Source organism: Leptolyngbya sp. ST-U4 (assembly GCF_039962215.1).
Taxonomy (GTDB): domain Bacteria; phylum Cyanobacteriota; class Cyanobacteriia; order Elainellales; family Elainellaceae; genus Leptolyngbya_A.
In genome coordinates, this window is sequence record NZ_JAMPKZ010000008.1 from 133,707 (window position 1) to 152,140 (window position 18,434).

Genomic DNA, 18,434 nt, shown 5'->3' on the forward strand with positions numbered 1-18,434 from the left:
ACAGTGATTGAGATCAGCTTTCTCCAGTTTTCCTAATTTTTACGATTGCAATTAGTATCCTTTATGTCTAGTTCTGCTGCTCTAACGCTGGATGAAGCCCATCAACTGCTTAAGCAATTTAGCTGTTTGCAGTCGTCTGGTTTGCAGCCACCTGATAGACAAGCAGACGAAGCACGCTTGGGCGATCGTCCTCAGCTCCAACAAGCCCTGATGCTACTGACAGCGGAGTCTGATTATCAAATGCTGGGGATTTGTGCAGACTCGATTGAAGCGGGACGCACTGCCTTAGCTGCCTATACTAAAGCACTAGGCTATCAGCCGAGCCTGGAGCTTCAGCCGATCGAAGGACCTGTTTATATCAAGTTCAATTCCAGAACCATGTCCTGCTACGCCAGCCCTTACGAGGGCCAACATCGAGGCGTGCTAGTCTCCTGTCAGTCAGCAGACGAAGACGGCATCAACGAGATGTATGGACATTTGCCGATCGATTTATTTGTAGATTAGCCGGTTCTCCTGAGCTTTCCTGGTTCTAGCGTGCCCAATAAATAATCTTTTTCTCAGCCAGCACAAAGAAGCCGTAGAGAATTACCCCCATCAGTGCCAGCACCACCAGTCCAGCAAAGGCGAGGGGCACGTTGAAGTCGGATGTTGCCTGCACAATCAAATATCCCAGTCCGGCGTTTGAAGCGATCGATTCTGAAATTACGGCTCCAATAAAGGCAAACGAGGCAGCAATCTTAAGCGACGCAAAAAGGTAAGGCAGGGTATGGGGAAAGCCGACCTTCTGGAAGGTTTCGACCTGAGTTGCACCTAGCGATCGCAGCACGTCTTTCATTTCTGGCTCCACCGTATCCAGCCCTAGAGCCACATTCACTGCGATCGGAAAAAACGCCAGCAGAAAAGCCGTAATCGTTGCTGGAATTGCATTTGCGCCAAACCGGATTGCCAGCAGGGGGACAATTGCCGCCTTCGGAATCGTATTAAACGCCACCAGCAGGGGGTAAAGCGTCTGGTAGGCAAGGCGGGAGTAGCCGATGAGAAACCCCAGCACTACACCGACCAGTACCGCAAGCGAAAAGCCGACGAGCGTTGTCCACAGCGTTCTCATCGTATTTGCCATCAGCTGCGGCGCAAATTGAATCATTGCCTGAAGTATGCTTGAGGGCGCAGGCAGGGTAAACGGCTGAATTTTGAACAGGATGACTGCCAGTTCCCACAGGGCAAACAGCAGCACCGTCGCGACAAAGGGCAGCACAAAACTAGCAGTTTTAGATTTGAGGAATCGATTCATATCTAGGGGGGTGAAGGTTTTGGTCTGCTGTAGGGGCGGGTTTAGCAGTTAGTGCTGGATATGCCGCCGGAGAGTGGAGAAATAGTGGTTGAATTCGTCGGAGAGTTCCATTTCGAGGGTGCGGGGACGAGGTAGATCGATTTTCACGTCGTAAATAATTGAGCTGGGACGCGCACCCATCACATAAACCCGATCGGCAAGAAAAACTGCTTCACGCAAATCGTGGGTAATCAGAATGCTGACGCACTTAACCCGCATCCAGAGGGCTTGCAGCATCACCCACATTTCTTCCCGGGTGAAAGCATCGAGTGCGCCAAACGGCTCATCCAGCAGCAAAATCTCCGGCTGATGAATCAATGCTCGACAAAGGGAAGCCCGCTGCCGCATTCCGCCCGACAACTGCCAGGGAAACTGCTTTTGGAAGTCCTGAAGCTTCACCGTTTTGAGCAAATCCTGCGCCATCTGCACAAATTCTGCTTTGCGCTGCTTAAACTCCCGCTTGTAAGGCTGCACAATTTCCAGCGGCAGCAGCACATTATCCAGCGTCGATCGCCAAGGCAGCAGCACCGGATTTTGAAACGCCATGCCAACATTCTTCATCGGACGGCGAATTGTTTCGCCCCGGTAGCGCACCGCTCCGATCGGCGCAGGATTTAAACCAGATACCATCCGCAAAATCGAGGTTTTGCCGCAGCCCGATGGACCAACGATCGCCACAAATTCTCCCGGCTGAATCGAAAGACTGACCTCCTGGATAATGCAGCGCATTGAACCTTCAAATGGATATTCCAGCCCAACCTGATCAAACTCCAGCAAAGGATCTCCAGGGGCAGAAACGGGCTGAACCTTGGCGGAATCGGTGGTCTGTTGAAACATAAGGAATCGACAGGGGTGAAGGACAACCGAAAAACAAACTGCAGACGATGGGTAGAAAGACAAAATACGGAAAAGCTGCCTCGCCCTATCCATCGCCTGAGAACTACACGCTCTAGCTCAGGGGCTTACGTTCGCTGGCGGGGGGCAACTGGCGATCGGCTTCAGCAGGCAAAAACTGATTGGTAAAGACATCAGAAACAGCTGGCTTGCTGGGTAGACCAAAGCCTTCCACCGTTTGCTCGATCGTCGTTTCGAGCCGCTTCGGGTCAACTGCGCCCAGACCAAGCTTTTCGACTTCTGGCGTAATAAACATCCGCTCCAGCGCAATTTCCATCCGCACTTTTTCAGCGTTGCGATCCATCAGCTTGCTGTTGTCTGATGCCATCACAGCATCCAGCCCGGCAGATGGGTCGCGCAGCACATCCTGCATTCCGCGCAGATATGCCCGAACAAAGCCCTTCACGGCTTCAGGATTCTGTTCGGCAAAGCTTGCCCTGGTCAGGATCGAGTTGCCGTAGAAATCCATGCCATTGTCGTTGTAGTAAAACACGTTGAGGTCGCTCATTTGCTTGCCGCCCTTGAGCAAACCGGGCAGGGCAGAGGTCGCAAAGCCGCTAATGGCATCAACCTGCTTTTGCAACAGGAAGCTTTCGCGCAGTTTTGGCTCCATCGTTGTCCACTGCACGGAGTTTGGGTCAATACCCACCTGGCTAGCAAAGACCGGGAAGAGTTTTCGGGGTCCGTCGCCTGCGGGTGCGCCCAGCTTCTTGCCCGCTAAATCCTTGGGTGAATTAATGCCGCTTTCCTTTAGAGTGATGATTGAGAAGGGTGCTCTACTATGAACTGAAGCGACTGCAATCACGCGATCGTTGGGGTTCTTGCTGTTGAACTCCATCGCGTTATAGATATCGCTAAACGCAAGGTCAAAGGAACCTGCTCCCAATTTGCTGATCGTGTCGGCATTGCCAAAGCCGCGCTCATAAACCACATTCAGCCCTTCTTCGGCAAAGTAGCCCTTGTTCATTGCGATAATGAGCGGCGCATCCAGACTTTGCTTCAGGAAAGACAACTGCACCTTAACCGTTTTTAGCTCTTCATTTGCCGGAGCCGCAGTTTGGGCAGCAGGAACCGCAGAATTTTCGGTTGGATTGTTTGCCGTCGGAGCAGTACAGCCTGCAAACATAACCAGGGATGCAGTCAGCAGGGAAACTCCTGACCATTGCTTGAGAGAAGAACGCTTCACCATAGACTCCAAAATTCCCATTAATGCTGATAATTTGCGCGATCGATTAGTCAATTAAAAAACATTCAGGAGCAATAAACCAACTACACAGCTACTAGGGCATTGAATTTTGGAATAGAGCCTGCTTTCTGTGTTAAGGACTACAGTCTTCCCATTTTCATGACCCTACTAAGGAATTCTGACCAGGTCGTTTTTAATACTCAATCAAAATTATTGGGAAGAAATAGGGAAACCAGGGAGATTCAGGGGTTGTCATTTGTCATTGGTTCTTTGTCCTTTGTCCTTTGCAGAGAACCGCAGATCAATGACCGGTAACAGTGAGCGATAACAGCCACCTCTAGCACTTATTTTTGTCTTCTTATTTCTTTGTCTTCTTATCATTTATTAACACTGCAAATTTGCAAAACTGAATTCGACCGCAAAAATTACAGAACCTAAAAACTGCAAAAAAGATGCCCTCGCCAAATGGAAAGGGCAAATTATGATATCTATTCCGAGGAAAACGAAAAGCTTAGATAGAGGAACCGAGTCCTGCGTAAGCTCCGTAGAAGAAAAGACCAACTACCACCAGCACACCCGTGCCAGCGATCGTTGCAACAACCCAAAGCGGAATTCTACCTGATTGCAGCATGAGCCTACTTTATCCTCCCAAGATCAAGAACTTTTTTGTTCCAGAAACAACGTGCAGCTCAAAAAGAGATTGCGACTCCTGCACAAAGCGCAGCAAAAATGAGATATCGCGACCCAAAAGGGCTAGTTGAAGAAATAGCTGGAGAACAGAATACCCAGCACAAACACCAGCAGCAAGCCAAGATAGAGAGAGGTCCGGTTTAGCTCAACTGGCTGCTTATTGGGATTGGATGAACGGTCTAAAGGTGCCATCTTTTGACTCCTATCGTTGAATGAACTGCATCGCTGCAATTGCGCCCAAGAAGAAAACAGAGGGCACTGCCAGCGTGTGAACGGCTAGCCAGCGAACGGTAAAAATCGGATAAGTAACGGGTTGATTTGGAGTATTGCTCGTCATAGTAGTCTGATGATAGTTACCTAATGCTAGAAGCTACTTTTGCTGTAAAAACTGTTGAATTTGCTGCTTCCCTTCAAAGCGATCGGAAACGATCGGCACTTCTTGACGGGTTTGCGTATAGTATTCGTTGGGGCGGGGCGTTCCAAACGCATCATATGCCAGACCCGTGCTGACAAATAGCCAGCCTGCAATAAACAGTGCCGGAATTGTGATGCTGTGAATTACCCAGTAGCGAATGCTGGTCACAATATCGCCAAAGGGACGCTCTCCAGTAGTACCTGCCATCCAGTTTCCTCCCAGTCAAACAATTGAAATCTTACTCTCTATCATACGGGAGAGCGTAGTTGGTCACAAGTCAATTACTACCTCTCCATTTCCTTTTTTCAAGACTATTCTTCAGGATAATTCAAGACAGTTAAACCAGCCCATCTCTGAACTGATTTCTATCAGAATTTAGGCGCGATCGTAAGCAGTCTACCGAAAAATAGGATTCGATCGATCGCTGACCTGAAGCACAGCCTACAACAGTCAAACCAGGGCAAATCCTTAAGCGGGCTGTTCATATCTCAAAACCGTACCGCGCTGACCCAAAATGTATCCTTGCTCCGGCGAGAGAAACACAATTTTGTAAAAGTTAGACGGTACATTCTCAACGTCTCGATCCTTCTGCCAGGTTTGCCCACCGTCATAGCTCACCATTAGGTTGCCGCTGCCCCCCGCGACCCAGAGTTCATCTTTAGTGCGGTACGCCAGATCGAGTAGCCCCCAGCTTGTGGCAAATTCTGGATTCACCGTGTTCGACCAGCTTTCGGGATCGTTGGGATCACTAAACTGCACTTGACCGCCTCTTGCTAGCAGCCAGAGTTGCCCATCCTGACCATAGCCCATGTTCTGAAGGCGGCGAGAACTGGTGCGATTGTGGGGTGTCCAGGCATCCTGACCGGGTTCCCAAGTAGAAAAGAAACTGCCGCGAGCCGAAACTGCTACATACTTACCGTCCGGCGATCGCTCAATGTTTCGCAGCACCCCAACGGCTTCTTGAACCATTGCCTGCCAAGTGCGTCCTCCGTCTTTAGTGCGGTAAATTGCACCCACATTGGTGGTCATTTCGGCTTGCTTTGAACCAAGAGCAACGATCGTATCCGGCGCACCGGGCAGCTTTTCGCTCAGCGGAACCCGCGACCAGGATTTGCCGCCGTCTTTGGTATGCAGCATCAAGCTTGGCTGCCCAACAACCCAGCCCTCCTGCCCAGAGAAACTGACCGACGAAAGGCTATAGCTAGTGCTGTCTCCCAAATCGAGTTCGCGTGGCTCCCAAGTTCTGCCGCCGTCTGTCGTTTCAAGCAGGGTTTCATTCGTGCCGACCATCCAGCCGTGACTTGCATCGTCGGTAAAGGCGACATCGGCGATCGTTGCTTCAGTCGGTAAGGTGAGCACCTGCCACGGGTTTTCGGTCGCAGATGCCAGGAAGCCTCTGGCACAGCTACTACACAGCAGCACTGCCACCAGCACAATCACAACTTGCTTAAAAGACTTAACGAATGAGTACATCGGACTTTTTAGAAGGAATAATTCAGGTCAGGAGAGATGAGTTTGGCAGCGATCAGCGCGAAGCGCAACCCCGAAGGAACCGCTCTGCGGGCAACTGTTGAAGCGATTACCTCTTTCGGGAACTACCAGGCAAACAGACTTAAAACAAACCAAGTGACGTGCCCACGACGAGCAAACAAGGTTTAAGCAAGCTTGGACTCAGAATGAACCGCGCTAGTTTAACCCGTACAAACTGAGAAAGAAAATGACGCCCAGTGCCAAACCACCAAAAATGAGAATGTTTTTCTGACCGGGGGTCAGTGTGTTGACTCCCAGCCCGTAGCCCAAATTCTCTTTGAAGCCAGAGGGATTACCGACTGGACCAATATTGCTAAAGCGGCTCTTTCGTACAGTGCAGACCGGGCAACGCCAGTTCTCCGGCAGTTCCGTAAACGCAGTTCCGGCAGCAATTTTGCTGGTATTGTCTCCTCGGACTGGCTCATAGACATAGCCGCAAGCTCCGCACTCATAGCGATCGAGGGTTTTGGGATCAAGTGCTTCCGTACTCATAGCGGCACTCACCGTAAAGATTACAGAACGATCGAACAGAAATCTGAGAAACTCTGTTAAAGATTATGACATAGACTGTTGCCAGCACCGAGGATTGATCCCAAGGCAAAAAAAACTACTGCTAATCTCTTGTAGGCGGACGTTTGGCTTGACCGTTTCCGTTCTGCGGACGAAATGCCACGATTAACAGACAGGCAATCCCAAGATTGATACAGATATCTGCCACGTTAAACACCGGAAACTGAATCAGGCGAAAATCAAAAAAATCCACGACCTCACCGCGCAGGAAGCGATCGATCCCGTTGCCTGCTGCTCCCGCCAAAATGAACCCATAGCCAAACTGCTCCCAGCGATTGAGTCGCGAAAACCAGCCCAGCGCAATCAGCCCTAAACTGACGAGCAGCGACAGCCAGCGCAGCCATTCTCCGCTTTCGCTAAACAAACTAAATGCCGCGCCCTTATTTGTTACAAACGTAAGGTGAAACACATCCTGGATGAGTGGAATCGTTTGCCCTAGCTCAAACGTGCTAAACACCAGAAGTTTGGTGACCTGATCTACGATCAGCCCGACGAGTGCGGCAGCCCAAAATGACGGATTCTTTAGTCTCATACCATCAGTAAAGCAGCAGGTGACGCAGGAGAAAAGCCAGCACCGCCACGGCACACACGATTGCCATTTGGCCGGGAAGCGGCTGAAGTGAATAGGTGAATAGGGCGTTGGCGATGGTCAGACTGCCCAATTTTGCCCAGTTCAGCGATTGCGCCAGTAGCAAATAAAGCGTTCCTGTGAGATGAATCGTCAGCAAACCCATCAAACTGCTAAACGCGAGAAATTCCAGTCGAGCCGGCAATCGAAATGCTAACCAACCACAGATCCAGGCTCCTGGCACAAACCCCAACAAATAGCCAAACGTGGGGCGAAACACATAGTCAAAGCCGCCGCCCTGCGTGAACACATTAAACCAGGTGAGGCCCAGCAGCAGGTAGGCAATTTGGGAAATGGCAGCCGGACGACTTCCCGCCAGACAGCCAATCAGCAGCACTGCCCCTACCTGACAGGTTACGCCCAGTGACAAAGGCTGCACACCCTGCCCCCAAGCCCACGGAGGAATGGTAATAAACGCCTCAACCAGGGTTCCGCCGATCGTCAGGATCAGCCCAATCAAAGCCCAGAGCAATTGGGTGGGTGCAGTTAATTTCACAGGACACCGGGGTGAGGGAATGTCAGTGAGATTATACTCTTCCCCTGTTCGATCGCATCACTGCCGCCAGAATTGCCCTTAAAACGCAGCCATGCAGCCAATCATAAAGCTTTTGACTTCGCCGGAGTTGGCTTGGCAGCAGAGGCAGACGCTTTGCCTGCGGTCTTCGAGGCGGATTTCCTGGGCTTTTCTGGTTTTGTGGCTTCCTGAGTTTCTGTTTTTTGCGCTTCGGATTTCTCTGCCTCAGACTGGCGACGCGGAATTTCGTAGGTCATAAAGTCGTGCGCCATGATCGTCTGCGGGAAAATGGCTCTGGCTTCGATCAGAAGGTCCTCGAGGACGATCGAATTTCCGGGAGCATAGCGGGGGCTAAAGTGGGTCATAATAAGCTGCTTCACCTGTGCGCCTAATGCCGTTTGAGCCGCCATCGTTGAAGTAGAGTGAAGCCGCTGATAAGCCAGCTCGGCATCTTGATGAGCAAAGGTGGCTTCATGCACCAGCACATCGGCATCTTGCGACAGTTCTACCGCGTTTTCGCAATAAATCGTATCGGTACAGTAAACGAACTTGCGCCCAATTTCCGTTTCGCCGCAGAGGTCTGCTCCGTTGATCAGGCGTCTGTCGGGCAGCGTAATCACTTCGCCTCGCTTCAGCCTGCCGTAGAGCGGACCAGCGGGAATTCCCATTGCCTGAGCGCGATCGACATCAAACCGTCCCGAGCGGTCTTTTTCGGCAACGCGATAGCCAAAGGCAGGTAGGCGGTGAGTCAGCGGCGCAGAGGTGACGGTAAATTCTTCCTCTTCCAGCACCAAACCTGGCTCGATCGTATGCACCTTCACCGGATAAGAAAAATGGGTTTGGGAGTAGCGTCCTGCAGCTTTGAGATACTCATCCAGCTTGGGTGGACCGTAGATATCAATCCGGCTAGGATTCCCTGCCAGTCCACAGCTGGCTAGCAGACCCATTAGCCCGTAGATGTGATCGCCGTGCATGTGGGTAATAAAGATTTTGGTGATCTGACTTACGCGCAGATCGCTGCGAAGAATCTGATGTTGAGTGCCCTCGCCGCAGTCAAATAGCCAGACCTCCGATCGCTGAGGCAGCCTCAGGGCAACACTGGAAACGTTACGCGATCGAGTGGGCACACCCGAACTGGTTCCTAGAAATGTGATCTGCAAAGCTTAAACCTACCCAATGCCGCAGTGTTGGACTAGATCTATCGTGACATAAGACGAGGAGAGTGGGAGGGTGAGGAGATGAGAGTTCGCTTGTCCTGAGTCACCTTTAAAGATTCAGTGGATTAATTTTAAGAATTTTTTGTTGAAGCTGCTGTGGAACTTGAGGTGGCGGGGAATAGTCTGAAAGCAAGAGTTGAATGATGAAGTTGAGATGAAATTTTGAGTAGCTACAGGAGCGATCGCGGCAATTACGGAATTTTTGTAGCTAAACCTTAAAAAGTTGAAATAAGATGAACCAGGATTATTGTGATTTCGTTTCCAGCGGAGTCCGCATCGCTCGATCGGTATAAAAACTCAACGAAATTAAGCCAATACTAAGCCAATGATGAATGTTGAGGGGAGAGGAGCCTGACGAATGACAAAGACGCACCACGTAACAGCAGCCAACCATGAAATTCAAGTCAATCGAATCCAAGTTCCTCAGGTTCAAGGGCTGAAGTGGCTCTGGCATTACGGTAAAAAGTCGGGCTGGATGACCCTTTTGTTTTGGCTGGTGGCGATCGCGCCTGCATGGGCAGGACTGGAACTGCGAGTGGCGATCGAACAAAACGTGAGCCAGGTGAAGGTTGGCAGCTCTACCGATGCAGTGTTGCGAGACGGTTCAGGACAGGTCTTGGCGCAGATTCCGGGCATGAACGCGGTGATGGCGCAGTCAGAAGACGGACAAATTGCAGTTAACGAGGTCGAAACGAGCCAGCTTTGGGTAGAGCCAAAGCGTTCCGACGGCTATGTCTTTATTGGGGACAAGTGGTATCGCGGCAGAACGCTGGTGATGCCAACTGCAGGCGGATTAACGGCTGTGAACTACGTTGATCTAGAGCACTATCTCTACAGTGTTGTGGGTGCAGAAATGCCGACAAACTGGGATTTAGAGGCTCTGAAGGCTCAAGCGGTTGCTGCTCGCTCTTACGTGCTGTATCAGCGTCAGAACAGTGCCAATGCAGTCTTTGACGTGGGCGATACAACTCAGTGGCAGGTTTACGGGGGACTGGAGGAAGAAGCTGCCAGCACCAGAGCCGCCGTGGATGCTACGAAAGGACAGGTTTTGACTCATAACGGGCAGATTATTAACGCCGTCTTCCACTCCTGCGCGGGCGGACACACCGAAAACGTGGAAGATATCTGGACGAATCCGCTGCCTTATTTGAGAGGCGTCGTCAGCCCAGACCAGGATATGCAGGGATGCCAGTGGGAATCGCGCACTGTATCAGCGCAAGAACTCAGTGAGGCGATCGGCTACAGCGGCACGATTTATTCAGTCATGGTGAATCGTCATCCTCACGGGCGCGTCCTCTCGCTGCAAATTGACGGCAGTGCCGGATCTGTGACGATCGATGGGGATGAGATGCGAAACAAGCTAAAGCTAAAAAGCACCCTTTTCTCGATCGACCCAATGCGCGGACAAGTTGCCAGTGCGGGGAGTGTGCCTGCGGCTCCGCTCACGTTTCAGATTAGCGGCAGTGGCTTTGGGCACGGGGTCGGGATGAGTCAGTACGGTGCCTACAAGCTGGCTCAGCAGGGCTGGAACTATCAGCAGATTGTAAGCCATTACTACACTGGGGTCAGGCTGTCACGAATCGAGGTGCAGTAGGGGAGATCGGGTCATTCCAGGAGCGTGTTTGAGTAGTCGCCAATGTCCTGCGTTGCCCGCTAAATCCCCCAGTGCTGGAGGACTTTGAAACCTAGAGCAGGGTTAGGGTGGTCGTAAGCATTGGTGTTCAAACATTCCCTGTGAAGATTTCTATTCAGGTACACCGATCGCAGTGTCCGCATCCTTTCCTGTTTTCTTTTAGCCGATCTGCCTCTGTTGGAAAGCCAAACGCTCGAAGCAGAAATTGCCAGCGGCAGGCTTTGGTCGTGAGGTACTGGCGCATGGGTTCGGCTGAGTGTTCAGTGGCTTGCCTAGCTTGCTGCAACGAAAAGGGGATTGATTTGTGAGGCGATCGAATCACGTAATGAAAAGGGTCTTGCCATTCTAGCTGGCCAGTGCGGTGTAGCAGGGCAAGGGCAATCTCGCTCTGCTTAAACTGACGGCTGACCTCGATTAAATTGCCCTGAGCTGGGATCTGGCGGATCAGGGTTTGAGCTAATTGCTGCTGTTTGCGGAACTGCGCCTGGAAAAATTGCTGTCGTTGGCGATCGGTAGGGTCGAGCCATCCGGTCGGTTCGCTGATAAAGGTGAGTGCCTCTGAGGGTTTGCCGTCGCGTCCTGCCCTGCCGACTTCCTGAATGTACTCAGACAGCAACATCGGCGACTGAAAGTGGATAACCCAGCGGACGTTTGGCTTGTTAACCCCCATTCCAAAAGCAGAGGTGCAGACCACAAAGGGCATTCGATCGCTAATCCAATCCTGTTCGATCGAGCGACGTTCTGGAGCACTCAGCCCCGCATGGTATGCCGCGGTAAGGTAACCCTGTGTGGTGAGCCACCGAGCCAAGTCTTCTGCATCGTGTCGGCTTCGTGCATAAATCAGTCCGGTGCCTGCTTGCTTACCATTCCCTTGCAGGGGAACTCGTTGACGAATAAACCGCAGGATCTGCTGTCGTCTGTCGCGAGGAGACCAGGCGATTTTGACCGCTAGGGACAAATTCGATCGATAGGGACTTTGCAGAAATTTCTGTGGCTGAGTCAGCTGAAGTACCTGGGCGATCGTCTCTTGCACTTGTGGGTCGGCAGTGGCAGTAAAAGCGGCGATCGAAAGGCGAGTTCCGGGCGGTTTTTGGTGCAGCAGGGCAGGACGCACAGTTCCTAAACGGCGATAGGCAGGACGAAAGCCGTCTCCCCATTGAGAAAGGCAGTGCGCTTCGTCGAGGATGAGACTGTGAATGACGAGATGAGGTTGGGACAAACGCTCCCACACAGGGGGGCTGAGCAAAGTTTCTGGTGAAAGGTAGAGCAGGCGAAGTTTTTGCTGATCGATCGCCGAAAAAATCTGGCGGCGTTCATTGCTGGAAAGCTCGCTATGCAGCAGGGCAGCAGGCAACCGACGCTGACGCAATTCCTGCACCTGGTTCTCCATCAAAGCCACCAGCGGCGAAACAACCAGGGTCAGTCCGGGACGCATCAGGGCAGGCAACTGAAAGCAAATTGATTTCCCACCTCCGGTCGGTAGGACGATCAGGGCATCTTGTCCGGTTAGCAAACTCTGAATGATTTCTGCCTGAGACGATCGAAAATCGGAGTAGCCCCAAATTTGCTGAAGGGTCGATCGCGCCTGCTGCCAGTCGAACGAGGTGGAATGAGTCATGGGACGCAGCCTGATTCCGGGATATCAAATTCAGCGTTCCCGGTTTCAGTTCGTCAATTCACGGCGATTTTAATCTACAAAAACCTCGCCTAAGGCATTCACAAACACAGCTGTTTTGCCTGCGTGCTCACCACCATTGCACCTAACCATTCTCAGACGGTTTGCTTCTCCTTCGGGTTGAACTGTTTTTCTGTTTGAATTACCTTTCCGGTTGAACTGTCTTTTCGGTTGAATTACCTTTCTGGTTGAACTGCCTTTCCGGTTGAGCGGTGATATTGAAATCAAGCCGATCGCCTGGGGTGAGCACAGTTGGCTTTATGGGTTGCAGGGATTGCCTCTGAAGGGAATTGTGTCTGAAACAAGCGATTCCCCCCTCCCTGAAAAGAGGCTAGGGGGGATCAGAGGGGTTTTGACCTGTTTAGAACCAGTCGGCGTGGAAGGTTCCGGGCTTGTCGGTGCGCTCGAAGGTGTGTGCGCCGAAGTAGTCGCGCTGTGCCTGGGTCAGGTTTTGCGGCAGACGATCGCGGCGGTAGCTGTCGAAGTAGTCGAGCGATGCGCTAAATGCCGGAACGGGAACGCCCAGCTTGGCAGCCGTTGAGAGAACTTCTCGCCATGCATCCTGGCGATCGAGAATCGTTTGCTTGAACTCTGGTGCGAGCAGCAGGTTTGCCAACTGCGGATTTTCGTCGTAGGCGTGTTTGATTTTGTTCAAAAAGCCTGCCCGAATAATGCAGCCGCCTTTCCAGATGCGCGCCGTTTCGCCCAGGTTCAGGTTGTAGTTAAAGTCCTGGGAAGCCTTGCCCAGCAGTGCCATCCCCTGCGCGTAGGAGCAGATCTTGGAGCAGTAAAGGGCATCGCGGATTTTGTTGACGAATTCTTTTACATTGCCGTCGTATTTGCCCGTGGGACCATCCAGCACCTTCGAGGCAGCGATCCGCTCTTGCTTGATCGAGGACATAATCCGGGCATTCACTGCTGCCGTAATCGTGGGAATGCTCACGCCCAGTTCTAGCGCGCTGGAAACCGTCCAGCGACCTGTGCCCTTTTGTCCGGCAGCGTCCATAATTACTTCGACCAGGGGCAGCCCGGTATCGGGATCAAGCTTCTTAAAGATGTCTGCCGTGATCTCGATCAGGAAGGAATTGAGTTCGTCGGTGGTGTTCCACTCGGCAAAGACTTCGTGAAGCTGAAGATGATCGAGTCCAAGGGTATTTCTCAGCAGGTCGTAGGCTTCGGCAATCAGCTGCATATCGCCGTACTCGATGCCGTTGTGTACCATTTTGACGTAGTGACCCGATCCACCTGAACCGATGTAGGTGACGCAGGGACCATCATCCACCTGTGCAGCAATTTTGGTGACGATCGGTTCAATTTCGCGATAGGCAGATTCTGTACCGCCAGGCATCAGACTCGGACCATTCAGCGCACCTTCTTCGCCACCACTCACGCCCATACCAATAAAGCTTAGCCCGGTTGATTCCATTTCCTGGACGCGCCGCTCGGTGTCGGTGTAGAGCGAATTACCGCCGTCGATAATCATGTCGCCTTCTTCCAGCAGCGGCTTGAGCTGATTCATCACCGCATCCACCGGGCTTCCAGCTTTCACCATAATCAAAATACGGCGTGGACGCTCCAGCGATTGAACAAAATCTTCGAGCGTATGGGCAGCATAAAAATTCTTGCCCTGTGCCCGCGTTTGCATAAACTTGTCCGTCACGGAGGTCGTGCGGTTGTAAACAGAGACGGGGAAGCCGTTTCGCTCAACGTTGAGCGCGAGGTTTTCTCCCATCACGGCGAGACCAATCAAACCAAAACTTTGTGCCATAGGACTTGCGTTATTCTTTGCTTACTCTGGGTTTGCTGACTCTGGAACTGGCTTGTAAGACCTCACAATGAGGTCAGGGCAGTTAAGACAAAAGAGATTGCTAGCGAAGATTCGATCGCAACCAACCAGAAAGATCTCAGTGAGCCGATCGCTTCAAGGAACCACTGGAAAAACTGAGAACCGAACTGAAAATTAGTGAAACGGATCAGGCAAATTGCTTTATCCCCTTCAGGGTAGACAATGGTTCAAGCCAAGCTGGGTTGCCGAAAGGTTTTCTTTATACGAGCGGTTAAAAATCGTTTTTCCACTTTTATTAGCGATCGTCCCCATCAATGCTTGCCTCTATCTCTGGTTGCAGACCGTGCCTGATAATAGTGAGGAGACGTAACTAGGTAGGCTTTCCATGACAACGAACGTAACGCCCGAACCGCAATCCTCCTCTGAGTCCACCACTGGAGCAGACGCGATCGATCGGGCAATTGCAGCCGGAATCGATTTTGACGGCTCACCGATCCCGCCGGCAAAGCTTGATCTTTACAACCAGGTGATGGGGCTCGAAGCCGGACGGCAGCGCAGCGGCGTGTCAAATACCATGCGATCGCGAATTGTGCGAATTGGCGCGAAGCACATTCCCCAGGACGAGCTAAATCAAAAGCTAGAAGCCGCCGGGTTTGCCCCGCTCAAAGACAAAGAGATTGCGTTTTACTACGGAAGCAAGTGAGCTTTACCGGCTCCCAGTATGCTGAGGGGAAGTCATTAAGCGTCAGATACAAACCGTGAGGGACATTGGATTCTTTGTATCAGGTTCTTCACGGTCAGGTCGATCGTTTGAGGTTAACCTTCTGAGCGAAATGGCTGCCTCTTTTCCTTACATTCCAGTTGAACCGACGTTCGATGATGGAGCTTCTCTTTGAATTCTCACGATCGCACTGTATTGCGATTTGCGCCTTTCTCATTCCGGCGAATCTATTCTCGACGCTGCAAGCCATGATCTTTACAGGGATCGGTCGCCCGATCGCTCAAGTGGGGATCATGTCTGGTGCGGCCTTGGGCTATGCCACGCTGATGATGATCCACGTTATTAGCTGGTGGGCAATCGGGGTGGTGATGCTGCCCACTTACATCCTGCCTGCACTGGCGGGGGTTTGCCTGGCAATTAACCTGGTCTGCCTGATGATTAGCGCAACGCACTTCCGCCCAGAAATTCCCTGGATTGATCGGCGAGAGTCGTTTGCAGTGGCGTGGTTTTTGCGTCGAGTGGGGATGATTTAGCTTGCGTAGGATGGGTTAACGCAGCATAATGCATCAGCTTCGGGAATACAAAATTCTCAGGAAGCGTCCTGACAGTGAAACTGGAACTCTTCTTCCAAGCTGGGCGTTTCGATTTCGCTTTGTGCCATTGCCTGAAGTTCGTTCATCTGCTGTTGCAGCTTTTCAATTCGTTCCTGTAAGCGTGTCTTGATCTCGGCAGAGCCGGAGGTTACGCAGTCGCGGCAGGCTTCCCCCTGCATCACGTCGCGATCGTCGTATAGCACTGCCAGCATAAGCCGATTGCGGCGGGTACGAACTGGATAGGCTCTGTGACCGCAAATCGCACAGAAGACAGGGGCATTGCCGATGTAAACGCTCTGTTCCCAGACAATTTTCACGGGTTGACCTCTTAAAGCACTTTTAAAGCAAAGGTGTGCGATACGCAGGAGTTTTTACAAGGGAATTTGGGGAATTAAGGAAGTAAGGCTCGATCGCCGCAGAAGATTTAACTTTGGACTATAGCCTAAGCGATTTTTCGTGATCCTGTGCCCGAAGTTCAGACTGTTTTAAGTCGAATTGCAGAGGAGGTTCTGTTGATTTTGCGACGAGAGCAGTACAGGAAGAACAATCAATCGGGCGGAGCGGGTATCCATTTTGCGGGGATCAAAGCCGATCGCCAGAACAGACCAGAGCCTCATCAGAGTCTAATCAGAGTTTAATCCAAGCTCAATCAACGCCCAATCGATGTCGTAATTCAAGATACAAGCTTCTGCATGACACTTAAGATAAAAGTGTAAGGGCTGTGAAGATTAAACTCAGATTCAATGGGGCAGCCGTTTTGCAGGAAAGCAAATTCATGGATAACCTCGCGATCGATCGCCTCTTGAATAACCTGAAAAATCCCGATGAGCTAACCCGGCAGGAGGCATCCGAGGAGCTTTGGCGGATTTGGTTTCATCAAAAAGGGGCTTATGGACTGGAAATCCTGAGTCAAAGTCAGGCATTGATCGAAGCAGATCAGCGAGAGGCAGCCGAGGCACTGCTGACTGATCTTGTGCAGGATCAGCCCGACTTTGCCGAAGCCTGGAATCGGCGTGCGGTGCTGTATTACCTGCAAAAGCAATATCGTCGATCGCTTACTGACTGTCAGCGAGTAGTCGAACTAAATCCGGTGCATTTTGGCGCACTGCACGGAATGGGTCTATGCCATGCTGCGCTAGGCGAATATGCTGCGGCGATTCAGGCATTTCGTCGCGCCCTTGAGATTCAGCCCTACGCGCTGATGAATCAGCGATTAATTTTAGAATGCACGGCACGGTTGTCTTAGGACGTGGTTTAAAGCGTGTTGCGATTGATTACGCTATAAAGATCGGGTGCATCAGGTACTGGGGGACGTGCCCAACGCGGTAATCCAGGATGCCTACACGATCGAGCTGGCTGAACAGTGTCAAATGCATCAAACTAAATTTCCCACCTGTAGGGAGCTTTGAGCAGTTTTTCCAGCATTCGGGGTGAGGGGGCAGTTCATCAAACACTTTGGCTTGCTGCGATCGCTTGTGGGTATCCAGCAGACCCTACCAGGGGGGAACCGACGATCGTAGTTCTTGTTTCAAAGTCCCCGATTTATGGAGACTTTAGGAAGCAATGCAAGGTCTCAACTCTTGCTCAAACTCCCTTCAGCCCCTTCTCCTTCTAGAGACAGAGATTCTTTTGAGGTGGGAAAACCGCACTCGGCTTTTCAAGACAGTGCCATAAAATTAAACGTGATGCTGAATTGCTGGATTGAAAAGCGTTTCAGCCTTCTGAGATAGCTGTCGATCGGTGCGTCACTCTCCCGGTGAATCACGTACTCATTGATGGCTCGATCGCGATGAAATTTTGGGATGGATAGCACATGATCACCCGCAGACTCGCACAATTCATAGTTGGGAAACTGACCCGCATTCTGGCAATCACGCTGGGTATTGTTTTTGCATTTGCCTCTCCCAGTTGGGCAAGCCCCTTATCGTCTTACCAGATGCCGCAGACAATTGCCCAGGCTCCCGCGATGCAGCGCACCCGCAGCTTTGTCGCAACAGCGGTCGAGCGCGTGGGTCTGGCAGTGGTGCGAATCGATACCGAGCGAACGATTAGTCGTGGTCCTGATCCATACATGAACGACCCCTTTTTCCGGCGATTCTTTGGTGACGGCATCTTTCCGCCTGGGGGTGAGGAGCGGCTTCAGGGACAGGGTTCGGGCTTTATTGTGGATAGCAACGGCACGATTTTGACCAATGCCCATGTTGTAAGCGATGCCGATCGTGTAACGGTGATTCTCAAAGACGGTCGCCGCCTGGATGGGGAAGTGCTGGGCGTGGATGAAGTCACCGATCTGGCAGTCGTCAAAATTCCGGTGCAGAGCAGCCTGCCAACGGCTGCATTGGGCGACTCTGACGATGTGCAGGTGGGAGACTGGGCGATCGCGATGGGCAACCCGCTGGGCCTGGATAATACGGTGACCTTGGGAATCGTGAGTACCCTGAATCGATCGAGTGCGCTGGTGGGCATTCCCGATAAGCGATTGGACTTTATTCAGACTGACGCTGCTATCAATCCGGGCAACTCTGGCGGACCTTTGCTCAACGCCGACGGCGAAGTGATCGGCATCAACACGGCGATTCGGGCAAACGCGACGGGCATTGGCTTTGCGATCCCGATCAACACGGCGAAGCAAATTATGCCGATTCTGGCACGCGGCGAAGATGTGCCCCATCCTTATCTGGGCGTACAAATTGCTGATCTCACTCCTGATCTGGCACGGCAAAACAACCGCGATCCCAATGCCACAGTAATGCTGCCCGAAGTGAATGGAGCGATCGTCTTAGGCGTCGTCCCTGATTCTCCCGCAGCCCAGGCAGGCATCCGACGCGGCGATGTAATTACTCAGATTGAAGGGCAGGCGATCACCTCTGCCGATCAGCTTCAGGGATTAGTCGATCACAGCCAGGTCGGTCAGCCCTTGCAGGTAAATGTGCAGCGCGGGGAACGATCGCAGTCGCTCACAATTCGCACGGCTCCGCTGCGAGAAAGACGGCAACGATAGACTGCTTGAAAGACGAAAAACACCGAGCGAGGGGTAGAGCAATCTACCTCT

22 protein-coding genes are annotated in these 18,434 nt (G+C 51.9%); 6 read left to right on the forward strand and 16 right to left on the reverse strand.

Annotated features, from left to right (window positions below):
• Nucleotides 1-63 precede the first annotated feature (63 nt).
• On the forward strand, nucleotides 64-504 hold the full coding sequence (locus NDA02_RS14295; RefSeq protein WP_190794037.1) for a DUF1824 family protein: 441 nt from the start codon (nucleotides 64-66) through the stop codon (nucleotides 502-504).
• A gap of 25 nt (nucleotides 505-529) precedes the next feature.
• Here NDA02_RS14295 and NDA02_RS14300 read toward each other — a convergent pair whose 3' ends face one another.
• The 12 genes from NDA02_RS14300 to NDA02_RS14355 all read right to left on the reverse strand — a co-directional run bounded on the left by NDA02_RS14300 (nucleotide 530) and on the right by NDA02_RS14355 (nucleotide 8,917).
• Nucleotides 530-1,291, reverse strand: coding sequence for an ABC transporter permease (locus tag NDA02_RS14300; protein ID WP_190794038.1), 762 nt, complete (start codon nucleotides 1,289-1,291; stop codon nucleotides 530-532).
• A gap of 48 nt (nucleotides 1,292-1,339) precedes the next feature.
• Nucleotides 1,340-2,167 (reverse strand): ABC transporter ATP-binding protein, encoded by an 828-nt coding sequence (locus NDA02_RS14305; protein ID WP_190794039.1) that lies wholly within the window; start codon nucleotides 2,165-2,167, stop codon nucleotides 1,340-1,342.
• A 112-nt stretch (nucleotides 2,168-2,279) separates the two neighbouring features.
• A complete protein-coding gene (locus NDA02_RS14310; protein ID WP_348255163.1) occupies nucleotides 2,280-3,413 on the reverse strand; it encodes an ABC transporter substrate-binding protein in 1,134 nt (377 codons plus the stop codon).
• A 508-nt stretch (nucleotides 3,414-3,921) separates the two neighbouring features.
• Complete coding sequence (locus tag NDA02_RS14315; RefSeq protein WP_088893283.1) at nucleotides 3,922-4,041, reverse strand: photosystem II reaction center protein J; 120 nt, start codon at nucleotides 4,039-4,041, stop codon at nucleotides 3,922-3,924.
• Between the two features lie 122 nt (nucleotides 4,042-4,163).
• Nucleotides 4,164-4,292, reverse strand: a complete 129-nt coding sequence (locus NDA02_RS14320; protein ID WP_088893282.1) for a photosystem II reaction center protein L — start codon at nucleotides 4,290-4,292, stop codon at nucleotides 4,164-4,166.
• Nucleotides 4,293-4,302: 10 nt separating this feature from the next.
• Nucleotides 4,303-4,437, reverse strand: coding sequence for a cytochrome b559 subunit beta (gene psbF / locus NDA02_RS14325; protein WP_088893281.1), 135 nt, complete (start codon nucleotides 4,435-4,437; stop codon nucleotides 4,303-4,305).
• Between the two features lie 33 nt (nucleotides 4,438-4,470).
• Nucleotides 4,471-4,722, reverse strand: coding sequence for a cytochrome b559 subunit alpha (gene psbE, locus NDA02_RS14330; protein ID WP_190794041.1), 252 nt, complete (start codon nucleotides 4,720-4,722; stop codon nucleotides 4,471-4,473).
• A 261-nt stretch (nucleotides 4,723-4,983) separates the two neighbouring features.
• Nucleotides 4,984-5,988, reverse strand: coding sequence for a photosynthesis system II assembly factor Ycf48 (locus NDA02_RS14335; RefSeq protein ID WP_190794042.1), 1,005 nt, complete (start codon nucleotides 5,986-5,988; stop codon nucleotides 4,984-4,986).
• Nucleotides 5,989-6,201: 213 nt separating this feature from the next.
• Nucleotides 6,202-6,537: a rubredoxin gene (locus tag NDA02_RS14340; RefSeq protein ID WP_190794043.1), complete on the reverse strand. Its 336-nt coding sequence runs from the start codon at nucleotides 6,535-6,537 to the stop codon at nucleotides 6,202-6,204.
• Between the two features lie 121 nt (nucleotides 6,538-6,658).
• Complete coding sequence (gene lspA / locus NDA02_RS14345) at nucleotides 6,659-7,147, reverse strand: signal peptidase II (protein ID WP_190794044.1); 489 nt, start codon at nucleotides 7,145-7,147, stop codon at nucleotides 6,659-6,661.
• A 4-nt stretch (nucleotides 7,148-7,151) separates the two neighbouring features.
• The gene (locus NDA02_RS14350) at nucleotides 7,152-7,739 is read right to left on the reverse strand and encodes a biotin transporter BioY (protein ID WP_190794045.1); all 588 of its coding nucleotides are present in this window, start codon (nucleotides 7,737-7,739) and stop codon (nucleotides 7,152-7,154) included.
• A gap of 101 nt (nucleotides 7,740-7,840) precedes the next feature.
• Nucleotides 7,841-8,917: a ribonuclease Z gene (locus NDA02_RS14355; protein WP_348255165.1), complete on the reverse strand. Its 1,077-nt coding sequence runs from the start codon at nucleotides 8,915-8,917 to the stop codon at nucleotides 7,841-7,843.
• Nucleotides 8,918-9,332: 415 nt separating this feature from the next.
• Here NDA02_RS14355 and NDA02_RS14360 point away from each other — a divergent pair, with 415 nt between their 5' ends.
• Nucleotides 9,333-10,568 (forward strand): SpoIID/LytB domain-containing protein, encoded by a 1,236-nt coding sequence (locus NDA02_RS14360; RefSeq protein ID WP_190793106.1) that lies wholly within the window; start codon nucleotides 9,333-9,335, stop codon nucleotides 10,566-10,568.
• A gap of 154 nt (nucleotides 10,569-10,722) precedes the next feature.
• Here the strand turns inward: NDA02_RS14360 and NDA02_RS14365 are convergent, their stop codons facing one another.
• A complete protein-coding gene (locus NDA02_RS14365; protein WP_190793105.1) occupies nucleotides 10,723-12,225 on the reverse strand; it encodes an ATP-dependent DNA helicase RecQ in 1,503 nt (500 codons plus the stop codon).
• Nucleotides 12,226-12,643: 418 nt separating this feature from the next.
• On the reverse strand, nucleotides 12,644-14,050 hold the full coding sequence (gene gndA / locus NDA02_RS14370) for an NADP-dependent phosphogluconate dehydrogenase (RefSeq protein ID WP_190793104.1): 1,407 nt from the start codon (nucleotides 14,048-14,050) through the stop codon (nucleotides 12,644-12,646).
• Between the two features lie 403 nt (nucleotides 14,051-14,453).
• Between gndA and NDA02_RS14375 the strand changes: the two genes are divergently transcribed.
• Together NDA02_RS14375 and NDA02_RS14380 are read left to right on the forward strand one after the other, a co-directional pair.
• On the forward strand, nucleotides 14,454-14,771 hold the full coding sequence (locus NDA02_RS14375; protein WP_190793103.1) for a DUF4090 family protein: 318 nt from the start codon (nucleotides 14,454-14,456) through the stop codon (nucleotides 14,769-14,771).
• 173 nt (nucleotides 14,772-14,944) lie between these two features.
• Complete coding sequence (locus NDA02_RS14380) at nucleotides 14,945-15,322, forward strand: hypothetical protein (protein WP_190793102.1); 378 nt, start codon at nucleotides 14,945-14,947, stop codon at nucleotides 15,320-15,322.
• A gap of 56 nt (nucleotides 15,323-15,378) precedes the next feature.
• On the opposite strand, the gene NDA02_RS14385 is transcribed toward NDA02_RS14380, so the two are convergent.
• Complete coding sequence (locus NDA02_RS14385) at nucleotides 15,379-15,699, reverse strand: hypothetical protein (RefSeq protein ID WP_190793101.1); 321 nt, start codon at nucleotides 15,697-15,699, stop codon at nucleotides 15,379-15,381.
• Between the two features lie 458 nt (nucleotides 15,700-16,157).
• Between NDA02_RS14385 and NDA02_RS14390 the strand changes: the two genes are divergently transcribed.
• On the forward strand, nucleotides 16,158-16,628 hold the full coding sequence (locus NDA02_RS14390; protein WP_190793109.1) for a tetratricopeptide repeat protein: 471 nt from the start codon (nucleotides 16,158-16,160) through the stop codon (nucleotides 16,626-16,628).
• 411 nt (nucleotides 16,629-17,039) lie between these two features.
• Here NDA02_RS14390 and NDA02_RS14395 read toward each other — a convergent pair whose 3' ends face one another.
• The gene (locus tag NDA02_RS14395; RefSeq protein WP_190793100.1) at nucleotides 17,040-17,195 is read right to left on the reverse strand and encodes a hypothetical protein; all 156 of its coding nucleotides are present in this window, start codon (nucleotides 17,193-17,195) and stop codon (nucleotides 17,040-17,042) included.
• On the opposite strand from NDA02_RS14395, the gene NDA02_RS14400 reads away from it, so the two are divergent.
• Complete coding sequence (locus tag NDA02_RS14400; RefSeq protein WP_190793099.1) at nucleotides 17,196-18,383, forward strand: HhoA/HhoB/HtrA family serine endopeptidase; 1,188 nt, start codon at nucleotides 17,196-17,198, stop codon at nucleotides 18,381-18,383.
• Nucleotides 18,384-18,434 lie beyond the last annotated feature (51 nt).